The organism is Psychrobacter sp. 78a-MNA-CIBAN-0178 (genome assembly GCF_040309625.1).
GTDB lineage: Bacteria > Pseudomonadota > Gammaproteobacteria > Pseudomonadales > Moraxellaceae > Psychrobacter > Psychrobacter okhotskensis.
The window spans coordinates 59,787-77,860 of sequence record NZ_JBEOOZ010000002.1 but is presented as its reverse complement, the minus strand read 5'-3'; the positions used below and the strand labels follow the sequence as shown (position 1 = coordinate 77,860).

Below are 18,074 nucleotides of genomic sequence, written 5' to 3'. Positions count from 1 at the left end.
TTTTGAGTGAGGCTAGCGAGACTGTAGATATAGTTGGCAAGCTAGAAAGGCGATTGAAAGTACGAAAAATATGAAACTTTCTCAAATTGAGGCTTTCCTAAAAACGGTGCCATTGCTTATAATCCTGTAACAGGAGAATAAGCAATGATTAGAGCCTGTGATCAATAAAAAATTAACTAGAGGGTATATTTAACATGATTTGAATACAAAGAAGGTGAGTGAAAATACGACAAATAGTAGACCAAGCGCGAACCTCATACCATATCTGATTTATATAGGACTCACTATATTCAACTTAAAATTCGTATTTGGCCATTACTTCAACTTCTTGACCTTTTTTTACCTGCGAAAGGGTTTTGTCGCTTCGATCTCTAAATTCAATACCGATATCTAGATCTGGCAAATATTCATAGATGAGGTTAATACTTTTTACATTCACAGAGGTATCTGCGGCATCATCTACTTTAATCTCGCCATAACGCGCATTACTCATCAGTTTTTTTGTGAACTTGTGCCTATACCCTACCGTGTAACCCGTTTGCGAGACAAGTTTGCCATCTTCTGCATCACAATCTAAATCACCGGTCATACTAGCGACCTTTCCAACACATACTGTGGAATAGACGCCCATACCTTTGCCGTTGTATACGCTTGCATGTAGCGAATCGTCGCCCAACTTTAGTTTGCCTGCCAGTGAGACACCTACACCTACATCCGAACCTTCTCCATTTTTAGCCTCACGAGCAGTAACAGCCACGTTATAGCCAAAATTAGATATATTATCCTTGTAGCTGACAACCATATCAGGCAGATTAGCTTCCTCGTCAACAGGTTCTTGAGCAGTAAAACGAAACCCCTTATGAACATAATGCACAGTTAAATCTGGGCGAATATAAGCACCGCCACCAGAGATGGTGCCCAAACCCGTGCCCCGAAAATCCATCTGTTCAGTTAAAAGTGGGTAGACAGCTAAGAACTGACCATTCCACGTCTTACCAACAGTTAAATCATCGACCTGAACATAAGCATGGCGGAGCCGCAATTCTGAACCACCATTTGCGGCGTTTCCATAAAAATCGCCTTCAATAAAACCCGTTATTTTTTTATCTTCTAGCATTTTAGTGGTTTTAACATTAATCCGAGATTGGCGTGCACTTCCTTTGAACTCAGACTCTCCTTCATCTGGAGAATAAAATATGCCTTCCGCTTTAACATAACCGCCAATACTTAATGTGGTATCTCCATTTGTGACAATATCTATTGCTTGTGCCTGTGCGCATACCGCAAAAGCGGCCAAACCAAAAGACAGCTTTTTTATATAAAGCATGATTGATACATTCCCTGTTTCATTTTAAAATCCCTTAAGTCCCTTTAAGTAAATCCCACTACTGTGCTTTTAATACCATAACTATCAGCGCCACCTTTTTGTGTAAAACCCATGCAGCCTATTTTAGTTAGAACGTTCAAAAGCAGTAATCGCGGCTTTTTTGGTGTCATCGATATTTTTCTTTTTTCCACTGGTTTTATCAAGATATACCAGCACGGACTCACTCTTAGCAACGATGGTATTTAACACCGTACTATAATAGGTATATTCATGAATCAAGCTGGCATTACCAATTTTCTTAACTCGAACCCCAATCCATAAGGTATCGGGGTGAGTCACGGGTTTGAAGTATTGACAGGATGATGCTGCCATGACGGAAAAAGTGTTTTCATTAAATAGATTTAATTGACTGTTGTAGTAAATTCGAGCGTTTTGGGCATAAGTGTAATAGACCACATTATTGACGTGACCAAAAGCATCCATATCGCCCCACGCTACTTGTTGAGAGTAGATAACCGCGAAGCCATGCATGGGATGGTTTTTGTCTTTGTCCAGCACCTCTTGGATTTCCGGTAATATAGCTAAAGCTTTCATAGTTTTTTCGTCTCGTCATGCCAGTGAACGTACATGTTATTGACACATACGTTAAAATTATTAGGGTCTGTTGAACATTCAAAAAAAAATTTGCAATTATCTTTTGCAGTCATCGATAGAATTTTTGGATTAAATGAGTTTTTCTGCGCACATTATCCGCATTCTTTTCTTATCGAGCTTACCCACACTGGTTCTTGGCATTTCTGCTAAGAACTTGATTTCGCTTGGCACGCCATACTTTGGTAAATGGCCTTTCTCTACCGCTTGATGACCTAAGGCTAAAATATCATCCGCTTTGGTATCGATATATTCAGGTTTTAAAACCACTAACGCTAAAGGGCATTCGCCCCATCTTTCATGTGGCACGCCAATGACAGCAACATCAGCGACGCTGGGATGGAAGGATAAAATCGTTTCGACCTCAAGCGAAGATACCCACTCACCACCAGACTTAATCACATCCTTAAGCCTATCCGTAATGCTTAGAGTACCGTCAGAGGAAATACAGGCAATATCTTGGGTATGCATCCAGCCACCGCGCCATAACTCATTGCCAGCATCTGGGTTTTTAAAATAACTCTGGGTCAGCCAAGGCGCTCGAATGACCAACTCCCCTGTCGATTCACCATCCATTGGTACCGGCTTGCCATTTTCATCCCAAATTTCCATTGAAACGAGCATAATGGGTGAGCCAGAAAGACACCGATAATTGAGCTGATCCTTCATCTCCATCGAGCCCGTTTTATCATCGAATACTGCTCTAGATAGCACAGGACAGGATTCTGACATGCCAAATCCAGACATAAACTCAATACCGCTTTCAATGGCTGCTTTGGCCAACCCTTCATTCAACTTTGAGCCACCGAGTAACAACTTCAGCCCATCAAACTTACGTCCTCGTGCTGCCATCTCTTTTAATAGCATCTGTAAAATCGCAGGAACACCATGTGAAAGCGTGACTTTGTGCTGCTCAATTAAATCCACCAACGTGGGGGCTAGATAGCGCCCCGGATACACTTGCTTAAGCCCTATCATGGTTGCCCCATACGGCCAGCACCAAGCATGCACATGGAATAATGGCGTCATTGGCATGTACACATCATTGTAGCGCGCGCCTTGACCTTCGGCATTTAGCGCAGATGCTAATGTACTTGCCAGCGTCTGCAATACGATCTGGCGATGGGTAAAAAAGACGCCCTTTGGATCGCCCGTCGTGCCACTGGTATAAAATGTGGTAGCGATGGTATTTTCATCGAAATCTGGAAAATCAAACGCATCACTAGCAGCTGCTAGCATGGCTTCATACTCACCCTCAACATAATCTGGCATTCTAACTTGCTCAGTTTTTATTTTATCTTTATCATATTGGTCTTCGATATACTGCGTGTCATCGAGCCAAACAATTTTCTCGATAGAAGGGGCTTCATGACGGTAATTTTTCGCCATTGGCTCAAATTCAGCATTTAGCAACAAAGCTTTGGGCTTAGCATGATTAATGGTATACAGCACTTTATCTTCGGCCAAGCGTACATTGACCGTTTGTAAAATCATGCCAGACATCGGCACGGCAAAATACGCTTCAAGGTAACGATGACTGTCCCAATCCATAACAGCAACCACATCGCCTGCTTGCAAACCCATGTTTTTCAGGACGTTTGCCAAGCGATTAACGCGCTTAAAAAATTCAGCATAGGTATAAGTAACCTTATCGGCATAACTAATGGTTTGATCCGTAGAGGCAATTTTTGCACGGTTAAGCAACTGTTTGATAATTAAAGGAAAACCATACGCTTCTTCAGCTTGTTGGTAGTCCTCATGTTGGTTAAGTATAGAAGTCATTATTGTCGTCCTTGATAATAAAATAGTATGGCGAGGGCATATAGTTGATTCAATTTAAAAGAAGGGCAAGGCAAGCGAGGTTAACGTTGTCACTCTTTTACAGTGGATTAACGAAAGAATTAAACTCGTTCTATTACCATGGCAAGCCCTTGCCCAATGCCAATGCACAAGCTGACCACTGCGTATTTTTCGCCCGTACGCTGTAGCTCGCGCGCTGTGCTCAATGCAAGTCTTGCCCCTGATGCACCCAGCGGATGTCCGACAGCGATCGCCCCACCATTGGGGTTGACACGCTTGTCATCAAAATCAATATCTAAACCTTTTAGACAGCCGAGTACTTGCGAGGCAAAGGCTTCATTAATCTCAATGATGGACATGTCATCAAGGGTCAAGTCAGCACGTTTTAGTGCCAATTTGATGGCCTCAACAGGTCCTACGCCCATAATATTAGGCTCAACACCCATAGCACCAGATGACAGAATCTTGGCAATAGGCTTAAAGCCTAATTTTTCTTCTGCCTGCTTTGAGCCAATAATTAAAGCCGCTGCGCCATCATTAATACCTGACGCATTACCTGCTGTGACGACACCTTCATTGTTTAAAGGTTTAAGTTTTTGTAGCGCTTCCACAGTAGATGTGGCGCGAGGATGCTCATCTTCTGTTATCGCCTTTTCTGGTAATTTTCTACCTTGCGACACCATGATTGGTGTTATTTCATCATCAAAGAACCCAGCTTGCTTTGCCGCTTGGTATTTAGCTTGTGAGGCTGCTGCGAATTTGTCTGCTTGCTCGCGAGTGATACCATATTTGCGGGCGACATTATCACCCGTTTGCGGCATGCTGTCGCTGCCAAACTCTTTAGTCAAAAGTGGATTGGGAAAGCGGCTGCCAATAGTTGTATCGAATACTTTAAATTCACGACTAAAAGGCTGCTCTGTCTTAGCAAACACAAAGGGTGCGCGGGTCATTGACTCAACGCCACCTGCTAAAAATATATCCCCCTCATTACAAGTAATTGCGCGAGCGGCATCAATGACAGTAGATAACCCTGAAGCACATAAACGGTTGACGGTTTGACCGGGGGTTTTGACATCTAGTCCTGCTAGCAATGCAGCATTACGAGCGATGTTGCGTGAGTCCTCACCGGCCTGATTGGTGTTACCGATCAGCACTTCATCAAAAATATCGTTAGGCAGTTGATGCTTTTCGATCAGAGTCTTCATCACTGTGGCGATTAAGTCATCAGGACGCACGGTTGCTAATGCTCCACCATGGCGACCAAAAGGGCTTCTTAATCCGTCATAAATATAGGCATCTAACATAACTGTTCCTTGTTGTGTTTTGAGAATTTGAATTATAGGGTTTATTAAATTGGTCTAGCTCTTAACGTTGACAATTGCTCTGTTGAGTAAACAATGAGACGCCTAACTTGGCACGGCGCTGTAACCATGGGCTTGGACGGTAACGCGGATCACCCGTTAACCCATAAATACGTTCTAAGATAAGTAAAATACGCTCGGCACCAAGCTCGTCCCCCCATGAGATAGGGCCATACGGATAACCCAATCCAAGCTTAACGGCATTGTCGATATCTTTTGGTGTGGCAATACCTTGCATCGCAATATCGCAACCTAAATTAATGACCATAGTAACGACTCGCTGCGCCACAAAACCAGTGCTTTCAGTAATCAGCGTGGCATCGACAGCCATATTTGAGCCCTCATCCGAGCTTTTACCAAACTTATTATTTCTAGAAAATAGAGCATAAGCTTGCGCCACAAAATTATCCTCTGTAACGATACTTGGCATGAGAGTACGATGCTGGGATAAGTCAGTCAGCATATCAATGGCGACCGCTTGCTTTGGATTAACTTGATAGCGAATAGCCGCATTGGTGGTATCTTCGCCATAAATTGCCAGTAATATTAAACTGTCAGGATTTGGCTGATCATTATCGTCGATAGTGATGTCATTAGCGTTTAGATGATCAATCAGCTGTTGTTTATCTTCTGCTAAATCTGCGCCAATCCAAACTGAGAGGTTGGAGGTATCGGAATCTGTCTTATAAGGTAATTGTTGATTTGTATTTGATGTCACTTTTTGACCGTCTTTGTACTGGTAGAAGCCTTCACCAACTTTACGACCAAGCTTGTTACCCGTTAGCATTTGACGGGTCAAAGGATGCGGACGATAGCGAGGCTCAAAGTAATATTGGTTATAAATCGACTCCATCACTGGATGCGAGACATCGATACCAGTGAGATCCAGTAGCTCAAACGGCCCCATTCGAAAGCCAGCGCCATCACGTAAAATACGATCTATATCCTCAAAACTAGCAACGCCCTCGCCTAATATTTTCAACGCTTCTGTGCCATAAGCTCTACCGCCATGATTGACAATAAACCCTGGAGTATCTTTTGCAACGACCCCTAAATGTCCCATGCGTTTGGCTAGAGTTGTAAGCGTTTCTACTACTGAAGATTTGGTAGAGAGTCCCGGAATCACTTCAACGATTTTCATTAAGGGTACTGGATTAAAGAAGTGAAATCCTGCCACGCGCTCTGGATGCTCACAATCGGAGGCTATCGCCGTCACCGCTAGCGATGAGGTATTGGTTGCCAAAATCGTCTCGGCAGGGACAATGCCTTCTAGCTGCTTAAACAGCTGTTTTTTTATGTCTAAATTTTCAATGATTGCTTCAATAACGACATCAACATCGGCAATTTTGGCTATATCTTCGATCACGGTTAGATTCGATAAAGTAGACTGTAGCTGCTCATCGGTGAATTTGCCTTTAGCCGCTAGCTTCTCTAACATAGCTTGAAGCGATTGACGTCCCTGCTCAGCAGCGCCTGCTTTGGCATCAAATAACAGCACTTGAATGTCTGCTTGGGCGGCGATTTGGGCAATACCCATACCCATAATACCGGTGCCAATAATGGCCAATGATTTAACAGTCATAATAATCCTTTATATGGTCTTGTTAATTTATATGCTCTTATTGAATAGTCTCGTTTTCAAAGTATATGTGCTGTTTCTTTCTATGCTTTGAGAAATTTACGCTTTGAGAAATCTATGTCTCGGAAAGTCTATGCTTTGACAAGCTACTGACCTTTATAATTCGCGTCACGCTTTTCTAAAAAGGCTTTCGCGCCTTCCTTTTGATCTTCGGTATCAAATAAAATCTGAAAGGCTTTACGCTCCAAAGCTAAGGCAGCTTGTAGCGGCATATCTACCCCGAGATTGGCGACTTCTTTAATTTGGGTTAGAGCAATCGGTGAATACCCTGCGAGTTGTTCAGCGATTTCAATAGCACGATTAATAGTCGCCTCATCTTCGACCACTTCAGAGACCAGCCCCATTTGATCCGCTGCATCAGCGCTTATCATGTCGCCTGTTAGTATCAGCTTCATGGCTTTATGTTTGCCAATCACGCGAAACAAACGCTGCGTACCTCCTGCACCGGGCATCAGTCCGATTTTGATTTCTGGTTGTCCAAACTTAGCAGACTTGCCAGCGACGATGATGTCGGCATGCATAGCAAGCTCACAGCCACCGCCAAGGGCATAGCCATTTACCGCCGCGATAATCGGCTTACGACAATTGGTGATAGCATCCCAATAACGCTCGCTATGACGGAGATACACATCAACCGTTTTGGCGGTTAAGAAATCATTGATGTCAGCACCAGCCGCAAACACCTTATCACCACCCGTCAGCACGATAGCTTTGGTCTTTGGGTCATCGTTTAATTTGATGAAAATCTCTGCCATTTTTTCGCGTAGTTCAGTGTTTAAAGCATTGCGAACCTTGGGACGATTCAGTCTTATCACACTAACGCCACTATCTAACGTTTCACAAATAATGATTTGCTCTTCCATGATGCTGTCCTTTAAGTAATGTCCTTAGGTAAACTGCCCACCCTTAAAACACCCTAACAATTATGATTATTAATATCGCATAGCGATATTCAGTACCAATATATACTGTTTATTTTCTTTTGTGAAGAGTAAAATCCAGTTAAATTGATAAATAATCAGTTCATTAATACCTTACTTCATTTATAAATACCGCATTGCGGTTTTTTAAACCAAAAGTATTGTAATTTAATAAACTATCGATTATGCTGTTTGTTCGAATTAACCATAAAGTCCCTATTAGCAATATTAGATATCATTTCAACAAGGAAGAACTACATGATTAGAGATAAGGAAGTACTCGACCATATTGTCCAAACCATTCGTCAATTTGTGAATAACCAACTCATACCGAAAGAAGATTGGGTGGCAGAAAATGACCGCCTACCAGAAGAGATTATTAGTCAAATGCGTGAGTTGGGTCTATTTGGACTGACCATTCCCGAAGAGTACGGCGGGCTTGGCGTTACAATGGAAGAAGAGGTCACACTGGCATTTGAGTTAGGGCGCACCTCACCGGCTTTTCGCTCATTAATAGGCACTAATAATGGTATTGGTTCTTCTGGCCTTGTCATCGATGGTACTGAAGCACAAAAACAAAAATATCTACCAAGGCTCGCCAGTGGTGAAATTATTGGCTCTTTTTGCTTGACCGAACCTGAGTCAGGCTCCGATGCCGCATCGCTGCGAACCACTGCAATTAAAGACGGCGATACTTACGTACTCAACGGCACCAAGCGTTATATCACCAATGCCCCTCAAGCCGGTATATTTACTGTGATGGCACGCACTGACCCCGAAAACAAAAGATCGGGCGGTATTTCAGCATTCATCGTTGAGAGCGACACCCCTGGTATTACACTTGGTAAAATCGACAAAAAAATGGGGCAAAAAGGCGCACATACTTGTGATGTCATTTTTGATAACTGCGTCGTACCTGTTGATGCGTTGATCGGCGGTGTAGAAGGCGTAGGTTTTAAAACCGCCATGAAGGTTCTGGATAAAGGCCGCTTACATATCGCTGCAGCGAGTACAGGCGCAGCCACTCGCATGTTAGATGACGCGCTACGCTATGCCGTCGAGCGTAAACAGTTTGGTCAACCCATTGCCAATTTTCAGCTGATTCAAGCGATGCTTGCTGACTCAAAAGCAGAGATTTATGCGGCCAAATCGATGGTATTAGATGCTTCACGCTTGCGCGATGATGGCAAAGATGTCGTTACCGAGTCGTCATGTGCCAAGATGTTTGCCACCGAAATGTGTGGCCGTGTTGCTGATAGAGCCGTGCAAATTCATGGCGGTGCTGGTTATATTGCCGATTATGGCATTGAACGTTTTTATCGTGATGTGCGCTTATATCGTTTGTATGAAGGCACGACCCAAATCCAGCAGATCATTATTGCCCGCAATATGATTAAAGAAGTTAGCGAGTAGTTGTCATTTATTTGAATGCTATTTATTTGATTATTAAAAGGTATTTACATTATCAAAGCATATCGAGGTATTTGCTAGGACGCAGATATCTGGTTTATGTCGCTGTTACCATAAAATTTCTTTCTCACAACAATAAGGATATACATTGTGAAAAGTGCTGCTATAACGTCAACTCCAAGCTCAAGCTCTATCCAAAAGCAACCTTGGAAATTGGCCTTCTTTTTTTGTTTTCTAGTGCTGTTATGTGATGGGGCTGATATTGGGATTCTCGCCTTTACCCTGTCAAGTCTCAAGCTAGAGTTTGGATTGACCAATATACAAGCGGGTGCTTTGGGCAGTTGGTCGTTATTTGGCATGGCCATCGGTGGATTTTTCGGTGGCTGGGCCTGTGATCGTTTTGGCCGGGTACGTGTTATCGTGATTGCGACAGCGATGTTCTCTGTGTTATCTGGTTTTAGTGGCTTTGTACAGAGCTACGAGCAGTTTGTAGCATTGCGATTCACCGCTTGCTTGGGTCTTGGCAGTTTATATATTGCCACTAACACCCTGATGTCTGAAATGGTACCTACCAAACATCGAACGACGGTACTTGCAGCACTGATGACAGGTTTTACGTTAGGGTCTTTAGTGATCACAAGCATTTCGGCTTGGATTATTCCTACCTATGGTTGGCGTACCTTATATCTCTTAACATTCTTACCTATCATTCTCTCGATATCGATGTATTTCCTTATCCCTGAACCAAATTCTTGGAAAGAGGCTCGTGCTCTCAAACTTAGTGGTACGAAAAACTCACTCACAAAACCTGAAAACCCTTATAAAGCCATCTTTGAAAATCCAAAACATCGCATCATGTTCATTTTATGGTCCATGAGTTCAGGGCTATTACTATTTGGTTATTTCGGTGTAAGTAACTGGCTACCGTCTTATCTAGAAACTGAACTGGGTATCAAGTTTAAGGAGATGGCACTATATATGGCGGGTACTTACTTGACGATGATGTTTGCTAAAGTCGTGGCAGGTTTAGTGGCTGATAGAATTGGTCGCAAAATAGTATTTGCCTTCGGCACTATGGGCACAGCGCTATTTATTCCAGTGTTAGTCTATATGCATACTCCAGAGAACATCGGTTGGTTAATGATAACCTTTGGTTTCTTATACGGCATCCCTTATGCGATCAATGCCACTTACTTGACGGAAAGCTTTCCTACCGCTATTCGAGGTACGGCCATTGGCGGTGCGTTCAATATCGGACGACTGGGCTCAGTTATTGCACCAGTTGCCATTGGTTATATGGCTATGCAAAACTCTATCGGCGCAGGTCTGTTACTTATGGCAGGCGCGTATTTCTTATGTGGTCTTATTCCAACGTTGTTCATCAAAGAACAGCAATATGATCCACAAAAGGCGTGATACTTTTAAGTCCATATATACCGCATAGCGAAATACTTTATATTTATAATAGCTATGTTAATAATTTCAATGTACATTAATAGAGTGTTATCAGAAGCGGTATACTACTATTAGCGTACAACTATTGGCTTGCAAAGTACTAGGGCGTGTCTTCATTTCAAAAATGGTGATAAAAATGAGATAAATTGCCGTCAAACAAGAAAAATAGTGCAGATAATATCGGGATATTAACCAGCTATTTGACGATGTTTGGCAAAATTTAGCCATTTTTAGCCCATTTAGATGACTATCGAGTGAATTGAAGACACGCCCTAAAAGTAGTGGATTCTATGCTATTTAAATCAATTTAACTAAGAGCAACAAATCGTATATGACAACTAATATCCTTGCTGATGAAGACTCTAATAAATCAACACATATTGAGCTGTTAGAGCCGATTAGTGACATGAGAGATAAAAACGATAGGCAGTTCATTACCGCTTTGGCACGCGGGCTAGAGCTGCTGCGTTGTTTTACCCCGCAGCGCCCTTATCTGGGTAATCAAGACTTAAGCCAATTAACTGGGCTGCCTAAAGGGACAATTACGCGTCTGACTTATACTCTTGTGAAGTTAGGATATCTAAAGCAATCGACCAACAGTAGTAAATATCAGCTTTCTGCCGGTGTCTTAGGGTTTGGCTATACGATGATGGCGAATATCTCTATCAACAATTTAGTCACCCCCTATATGGAAGAACTGGCAGATTATGCCAATAGTGCGGTCGCTATGGCAACCCGTGATCGCCTGAGGATGGTATATCTCAATGTCGTACAAGGGTCTGGGACGACTACCATGAGACGTAATGTCGGCTCATACCTACCCATTCATTTAAGCTCAATGGGACGTGCGTGTTTAGCCAGTATGCCCGCTGCTGAGCAAGAATTTATCCTTGATGCCATCCGTAGTAAGTATAAAGATGATTGGCTGAAAATTAGACGCGGACTGGATAAAGCCTTTAGAGATTATGACGACTATGGTTATTGCTTTTCGATTAGTGAATGGCAAAAAGACGTCAATGCTGTCGCCACTGCCATCATGCATCCAACTGAGGGCTTACTGACTTTTAATTGCGGCGCACCTAGTTTTGTTCTTAGTCGTACTAAACTAGAAGAAGACATTGCCCCGCGTCTACTGCATATGAAGAATAATATTGAGAGTAATATGTATATTAGCTAAAGCATGTAAGCCATACTTCACATGCTAAGCTCGCCTAATCATCGATGATCCTAACGATCATTTTAATATAATTCCAAAGCTAAAATAGACTGCCCGTATTCAACACCTTGCCCATCCTCAACCAATATATCGCTCACAACCCCTTCTTTGTCACTGACCACAGGTAGCAGTCGAGTCAACTCTTCAATAAAGCAAATCGTTTGACCTTTTTCAATATGATCGCCCTTGCTCACTAAAGGATCAATTGCCCCATCTTCACTTAAATAAACCCGTCCAACATGCGTCGCGCGCACCTTCGGTAGATTATTTTTAATGGCGCTACCATTTTGATCTGCACTGTTTTTATCCGTACTATCTTGAACAGCCTTTGTTTTTACGGGGCTGGCAGTCTTCTGCTGGTTTATGTTATTAACTACGGTAATTGACTGCCCGTTATCTTCAATCGTTACTTTATACAATCGGCTGCTTTCAACGAGTTTAACCACCCGCGCCACTTGTTCTATATCCATCATAAACTCCTTAACTGATACCAAGATATTGAGCGATAGTCATCACGCTTAGAATACTCATCGCAATAGCAATCAACCAACCAAAGACAGCAATCCAAATAGGGTGTTTATAATTGCCGACGATATTTTTTCTATAGGCCGCAATAAGTATAATCACCATAGCGATAGGTAGTACTAAGCCATTTAACGTCCCGACTAATACAAGTACTTGAGCTGGCTTGCCGATAGTGGCAAAGACGAATGTCGAGATGACAATAAAACCAATAATAAAATAGCGCTTATGGGTCTCGATAAAGGGATGAAAATTGGTCATAAAAGATACGGAAGTATACGCAGCGCCAATAACAGAGGTCACTGAGGCCGCCCAAATCACCATACCAAAAACAACTTTACCAGTATTGCCTAGGATATACTGAAAAGGCGACATTGCTGGATTTGAGGGGTCTAACGCGATACCTTTGGAGACCACGCCCAAGACAGCAAGGAATAAGAAGACGCGAATAACAGAGGCAATCAAAATGCCAGAGACCGAGCTTCTGGTCACAGAGTCTAGGTTTTCTTCTCCGCTGACGCCTGCTTCTAACAAGCGATGAGCACCAGAGAAAGTAATATAACCACCAACCGTACCGCCTACTAAGGTTACGATCGCTACCGCATCTATCTTATCAGGCATAATGGTTTTGGTAACTGCTTCAGCTAATGGTGGATCAGACTTAAACATTACATAGATAATTAACACAATTAAAATAAAGCCCATTAGCTGAGTGAACTTATCCATGATAGGGCCGGTTTCGCGGCCTAGAAATATAGCAACAGCGATTACCCCACTGATCAGTGCGCCAGTAATGGGTGAGATATTGAACATCGACTGCATACCAAGACCAGCGCCGCCAATATTACCGATATTAAATGCTAAGCCTCCAGCAATAATCAGGAAAGCGAGCAAATAACCCACTCCAGGAAATACCAAGTTAGCAATTTCCTGCGCGCGCTTTTTGGATACGGCTACTACTCGCCAAACGTTAAGCTGGACGCCAATATCCATGACAATAGAGATTAAAATAACAAAACCAAAGCTTGCCATCAAGCTTTCGGTAAAAGTAGCAGTTTGTGTCAAAAATCCTGGCCCTACTGCTGAGGTTGCCATCAAAAAAGCGGCACCTAAAATAGCTGTATTGTGTTTTTTTAAGGTACTCATAAACATCCTTGTTTTATACAGAGTAGGTCGTTCAAGTTATTATTAATCTAATATTAAGCTGATATCTCAATACCTTTTAGCTCAAGCTGCTTTTTTATTTCTTGAGCAAAAAGAATGGCGTGTTCGCCGTCGCCATGTAAGCAGACGCTTTGGGCATCTACCGGCACTTTTTCACCGCATACACTGGTTACAAACCCTTCAGTAATCATTTGTAGCACATGATTGGTCGCTTCATCCGTGTCCGTTATTAGGGCATTGTCTTTGCTACGCGAGACTAGCGAGCCATCCTTCTCATAGTTCCTATCAGCGAATACTTCAGATATCACCTCTAGACCATGATTTTTTGCTGACTTGACCAGATAGCCACCCGACAAACCCATCACTTTTAAATTGGAATCGAAATTCTTAATTTCACTGACCAGAATATCTGCTAATGATTCATTGGCAGCGGCTTGGTTATATAAAGCGCCATGCGGTTTAACATACTCTAACGGCACACCAACCAAGTCGCAAAGCGCTTTGGTTGCTCCCAACTGATACCGCATTAAGGCACGATAGCCTTCTTCGTCTAAAACTTGATCGGTACGACCAAAGTTCTCTCTATCGTCTAGACTGGGATGGGCCCCTACCCTGACGTTATTTTCTTTTGCCAACTGTAAGGTGATTAGCATCTCGGCATAAGAACCGGCATGTAATCCACAGCACACGTTAGCCGAACTTACTATGGTCATCAGCTTCTCATCTTGTCCGCAGCCTTCGGCAACGTCGGCATTTAAATCAACTTTCATGGGCGTACTCCTTAATTTGCTCGATATAGTATTGTCTTTTTTGCTGCTCACGCAATGCTTGCTCTACCTCTATGATGACAAATTGACAAGTTTTACCAAACCGAATTTGCGCCATGAGCCCTATATCAGCGTTAATTACCGTCGCAATTTTAGGATAGCCACCCGTCGTTTGGGCATCAGCCATCAGAACAATCGGCTGCCCTTGCGGCGGTACTTGAATCATGCCAATATCGACACCGTGCGAGCTCATTTGCGTAGCTTCATTAAACTCAAGTGCGGTACCATCCAAGCGATAGCCCATACGGTTGCTACTGCTTTGTAGTTGCCATTGCTGTGATTCAAACGCGGCTTTTGAGGCAGAGGTAAAGTACTCATACTCACTGTTTTTTATTACTCTAATCCTATTGGTTGGCTCAAGGCGAGCCACTCCTATAACCCGTAAGCTTGAGGATGTTCTCACTTTTAGAACATCATCTGCTTTAAGGTATCTACCTTTAAAACCGCCAAAACTGGCTTTTAGATTGGTGCTGGACGATTGTAGGACTGGCTCGATATCAAAGCCGCCATGTACACACAGATAGGTATACATACCTTGTAATGGACGCAGCAGTTTAAGCGTTTGCCCTGCCTGCGCATTAATACGCCAATAGCAAGGAATACGCTTATCATCTATATATGCCTCGTAGAGCGCACCCGTTAAACAAAAACTGACGTCCTCTTCAAACTGTATCGTGAGACTACCGACCGCTATTTCGATAGCAGGCTCGTTAAGGTCGTTCTTTAACAACGCATTTCCCGCTTGCAAAGCCCAGCTATCCATTACCCCACTTCTATCCACGCCCATGCTTCGATAGCCAAATCGTCCCGAGTCTTGGATGCTAGCAAGCGCACTAGTGGTTAAAATCTTCATTGATAGCCCCTATTTATTGGTATGAGCAGATACCTGATTTAAAGGTGTTTTATTCATAAATATCAATAGCGGTAAATTTCAAGGTATCGCCTGCGTTAAGCAAAGTAGGAGACGCTTTTGTTAAATCAAATAAAGGTATATCAGTTTGGCCTAACAGCTGCCAACCACCTGGGGATTCAAAAGGATAGACACCGGTTTGTTCACCACCGATGCCGACCGAACCTGCAGGCACTTTCGTTCTTGGGGTCGCATGTCTTGGAAAATATAAGGATTCAGATAAGCCGCCAAGATAAGGAAATCCGGGCTGAAAACCAATGAAATAAATCGTATAAGTCGCCTCGGTGTGTAAATTAACAACCGCTTCAACGGAGAGACCCAGTTCAGTGGCCAGTGTTTTTAAATCAGGGCCATATTTGCCGCCATAATGTACGGGAATATCCACATGCTTACCGTTTATGGTTTTTGAAGGAATGTCATCAAGTAGAGCTGATAGTTTATCTTTAAACGCTTCAAGCTCCACCCATGTTAAGGAGACGGTGAAGACACTTAGTGTATTCATGCCGATGACGACTTCTAAGACTTCTGGCATTTGCTGTATGCTGTCGGCGAGCGCCCAGCACTGTTGCTGCTTCTCTAACGTTATAGGTTTAGGGAAAAACAAAGTTAGATTGGTCTCACTGCATAGCTGCCATTGTAATTCCATTAGCACACGCTCCGTTATCTTTGTCTTTCATGTCGGCTTCAGATCTATTTTTAGATATTAAAACTTAACTTAGATATTCTCTTTTATCCATTCGGTTAGATAATGAATACTCACTTGACCCTGACGAAACGCTTCATCTTTAAACAGTCGCTCGTGCAGGCTGATATTGGTATCAATGCCTGTAATTTGCGCTTCTGATAAGGCTGCTTGCATCTTCTTAATCGCCGCTTCCCTTGAATGGTCATACACGCATATTTTCGCGATTAAACTGTCATAAGAGGGCGGAACGGTATAGTTCGACTCGATATGGCTATCAACTCGAATACCGAGCCCTGCTGGCATATGACAGTAATCTATACGGCCAGCATTAGGCAAAAACGTATTCGGATTTTCAGCGTTAATACGGCACTCAAAAGCGTGTCCAGTGATAACGATATCACTTTGTTTATGTGATAGCTCTAACCCTGCGGCCACTCGTATTTGTTCTTGAACGATGTCGACCCCAGTAACCATCTCGGTAATAGGATGCTCAACCTGAACACGAGTGTTCATCTCGATAAAAAAGAACTCGTCGTTTTCGTATAAAAACTCAAACGTACCCGCCCCTCTATATTTCATTTGCTGACAGGCAGTCGCGCAAGCTTGACCTATCTGTTGTCTTTGTTCGTCAGTAATACCTGGCGCTGGCGCTTCCTCTATTACTTTTTGGTGGCGGCGCTGCATAGAGCAGTCGCGCTCACCTAGATAGATAGCATTGCCATGGGCATCAGACAATACTTGGATTTCGATATGGCGCGGCGCTTGTAGGTATTTTTCGAGATAAACAATAGCACTACCAAAATTGGCTTTGGCTTCTGTCTGCGTCATAGAAATAGCGGATAATAAATCGGCCTCTTGTTCCACGACTCGCATACCGCGGCCACCACCGCCGCTTGCTGCTTTAATAATGACGGGATAGCCAACATCACTTGCAATCTTGATTATCTGATCGCTATCTGCGGGCAAAGCACCTTCGGAGCCAGGTACACAAGGCACACTCGCGGCAATCATTTGCTTTTTAGCAGCGACCTTGTCTCCCATCTGTCTAATATTATCTGCGGTCGGCCCGATAAAAACGAGACCCGACTTTTCAATCAAATCCGCAAATTCAGCATTTTCGGACAAAAACCCATAGCCTGGGTGGATGGCGTCGGCATTGGTCATTTTTGCCGCAGAGACAATCGCTCTTTGATTTAAGTAGCTGTGTGTCGCATTAGCAGGCCCAATACATATGCTCTCATCGGCTAAACGTACGGGTAACGAGTCTCTATCCGACTCCGAATGGGCTATGACTGATCCGATACCCAACTGTTTGCAAGCTCGCACAATGCGTAAGGCAATCTCGCCACGGTTAGCAATTAAGATTTTTGAGAACATGTCGGTCTTCCTAAGCTGATATTCCTAAAAAGTATAGTACGTAAGCAATGTACACTAATCTTAGCTGGCTGGTTCAATGACAAACAAGGCCTGTCCATATTCTACGACATCACCTTCATCAACTAATGCCTCTTTAATAGTGCATGGAAACTCAGCTTTGACCTCGTGCATCATTTTCATAGCCTCAATAATACATAGCGTCTGTCCTTTGTCTACCGTACCCCCTACTTTAACAAACTCGTCAGCTGTAGGCTCTGAGCGTCGATAAAAAGTGCCTAGCATGGGTGCTGTTACTTGTTTTTGGGCGTCTTCATTTGCCTCTTTTTTATTGAGAACTGCGTCATCATTACCAACATCGTTTTGATTGCTCTCAGCGCTTATATTCGCTCGCTGTTTTGAGCCGGAAGTGCTAGCAAGATTGCGCTTATTGTTATTGTTGTTGTCACCACTGATACTCTCGTTGCCATCAGATCGGCATATTATAGAGATACGCGCGTCACCATCCGTTACTTCTAAGGAATTTATGTTAGAGCGTTCAGCTATCTTTATCAGCTTTTCGAGGTCAGGGAAGTTAATATTCATATTATTATCTAGTCCATTAGAGTGAAAAGAACACCATTATTTTATTTGACTATATTGCACTGCTTTATTTAATCGTAGCATATATTTTTTGTCAGATTTAGCTAAATAACCACAATCATCTTGCTATCAAACCTATTTAAAAACAGTCAATTCACTATAAAAAAATTACACTATTAAGCGTGCTTGAGTTATTACATATACATCGGCACTCAGTCACTTTTTATCTTT

At 42.9% G+C, this 18,074-nt stretch carries 16 protein-coding genes; 3 read left to right on the top strand and 13 right to left on the bottom strand.

The genetic code is table 11. From position 1 onward, the window contains the following. Positions 1 to 295: 295 nt before the first annotated feature. From AAEY80_RS02095 to AAEY80_RS02070, 6 genes are all read right to left on the bottom strand, one after another. Positions 296 to 1,327 (bottom strand): porin, encoded by a 1,032-nt coding sequence (locus AAEY80_RS02095; RefSeq protein WP_201575741.1) that lies wholly within the window; start codon positions 1,325 to 1,327, stop codon positions 296 to 298. Positions 1,328 to 1,450: 123 nt separating this feature from the next. After that, entirely contained in the window at positions 1,451 to 1,921 is a 471-nt protein-coding gene (locus tag AAEY80_RS02090) for an acyl-CoA thioesterase (RefSeq protein WP_201575739.1), read from the bottom strand. Between the two features lie 129 nt (positions 1,922 to 2,050). Next, positions 2,051 to 3,760, bottom strand: a complete 1,710-nt coding sequence (locus AAEY80_RS02085) for a fatty acid--CoA ligase (RefSeq protein WP_201575737.1) — start codon at positions 3,758 to 3,760, stop codon at positions 2,051 to 2,053. Positions 3,761 to 3,879: 119 nt separating this feature from the next. Beyond that, entirely contained in the window at positions 3,880 to 5,082 is a 1,203-nt protein-coding gene (locus AAEY80_RS02080) for a 3-oxoadipyl-CoA thiolase (RefSeq protein WP_201575735.1), read from the bottom strand. 61 nt (positions 5,083 to 5,143) lie between these two features. Next, positions 5,144 to 6,727, bottom strand: a complete 1,584-nt coding sequence (locus AAEY80_RS02075) for a 3-hydroxyacyl-CoA dehydrogenase (RefSeq protein WP_201575767.1) — start codon at positions 6,725 to 6,727, stop codon at positions 5,144 to 5,146. A gap of 137 nt (positions 6,728 to 6,864) precedes the next feature. Next, entirely contained in the window at positions 6,865 to 7,641 is a 777-nt protein-coding gene (locus AAEY80_RS02070; protein ID WP_201566057.1) for an enoyl-CoA hydratase, read from the bottom strand. A gap of 315 nt (positions 7,642 to 7,956) precedes the next feature. Between AAEY80_RS02070 and AAEY80_RS02065 the strand changes: the two genes are divergently transcribed. From AAEY80_RS02065 to AAEY80_RS02055, 3 genes are all read left to right on the top strand, one after another. After that, positions 7,957 to 9,111, top strand: coding sequence for an acyl-CoA dehydrogenase family protein (locus AAEY80_RS02065; protein WP_173239897.1), 1,155 nt, complete (start codon positions 7,957 to 7,959; stop codon positions 9,109 to 9,111). Positions 9,112 to 9,258: 147 nt separating this feature from the next. Beyond that, positions 9,259 to 10,524 carry an MFS transporter gene (locus AAEY80_RS02060; protein WP_101212060.1) on the top strand — a complete coding sequence of 422 codons (1,266 nt, stop codon included), beginning with the start codon at positions 9,259 to 9,261 and terminating at the stop codon, positions 10,522 to 10,524. A gap of 370 nt (positions 10,525 to 10,894) precedes the next feature. Next, on the top strand, positions 10,895 to 11,740 hold the full coding sequence (locus tag AAEY80_RS02055) for an IclR family transcriptional regulator (protein ID WP_025650885.1): 846 nt from the start codon (positions 10,895 to 10,897) through the stop codon (positions 11,738 to 11,740). A 62-nt stretch (positions 11,741 to 11,802) separates the two neighbouring features. On the opposite strand, the gene AAEY80_RS02050 is transcribed toward AAEY80_RS02055, so the two are convergent. The 7 genes from AAEY80_RS02050 to accB form a co-directional block, all read right to left on the bottom strand. Continuing rightward, positions 11,803 to 12,249 (bottom strand): acetyl-CoA carboxylase biotin carboxyl carrier protein, encoded by a 447-nt coding sequence (locus AAEY80_RS02050; RefSeq protein WP_201633581.1) that lies wholly within the window; start codon positions 12,247 to 12,249, stop codon positions 11,803 to 11,805. Positions 12,250 to 12,259: 10 nt separating this feature from the next. Then, positions 12,260 to 13,447, bottom strand: a complete 1,188-nt coding sequence (locus tag AAEY80_RS02045) for an NRAMP family divalent metal transporter (protein WP_201608539.1) — start codon at positions 13,445 to 13,447, stop codon at positions 12,260 to 12,262. Positions 13,448 to 13,500: 53 nt separating this feature from the next. Then, positions 13,501 to 14,235: a 5-oxoprolinase subunit PxpA gene (pxpA, locus tag AAEY80_RS02040; RefSeq protein WP_025650882.1), complete on the bottom strand. Its 735-nt coding sequence runs from the start codon at positions 14,233 to 14,235 to the stop codon at positions 13,501 to 13,503. Beyond that, on the bottom strand, positions 14,225 to 15,145 hold the full coding sequence (locus AAEY80_RS02035) for a 5-oxoprolinase subunit C family protein (protein WP_025650881.1): 921 nt from the start codon (positions 15,143 to 15,145) through the stop codon (positions 14,225 to 14,227). The genes pxpA and AAEY80_RS02035 overlap by 11 nt, the downstream gene beginning before the upstream one ends. Positions 15,146 to 15,194: 49 nt before the next feature. Beyond that, a complete protein-coding gene (gene pxpB, locus AAEY80_RS02030; RefSeq protein WP_201566056.1) occupies positions 15,195 to 15,848 on the bottom strand; it encodes a 5-oxoprolinase subunit PxpB in 654 nt (217 codons plus the stop codon). Between the two features lie 69 nt (positions 15,849 to 15,917). Continuing rightward, the gene (accC, locus tag AAEY80_RS02025; protein WP_201566055.1) at positions 15,918 to 17,264 is read right to left on the bottom strand and encodes an acetyl-CoA carboxylase biotin carboxylase subunit; all 1,347 of its coding nucleotides are present in this window, start codon (positions 17,262 to 17,264) and stop codon (positions 15,918 to 15,920) included. 60 nt (positions 17,265 to 17,324) lie between these two features. Then, positions 17,325 to 17,846 (bottom strand): acetyl-CoA carboxylase biotin carboxyl carrier protein, encoded by a 522-nt coding sequence (gene accB / locus AAEY80_RS02020; RefSeq protein WP_025650878.1) that lies wholly within the window; start codon positions 17,844 to 17,846, stop codon positions 17,325 to 17,327. Positions 17,847 to 18,074 lie beyond the last annotated feature (228 nt).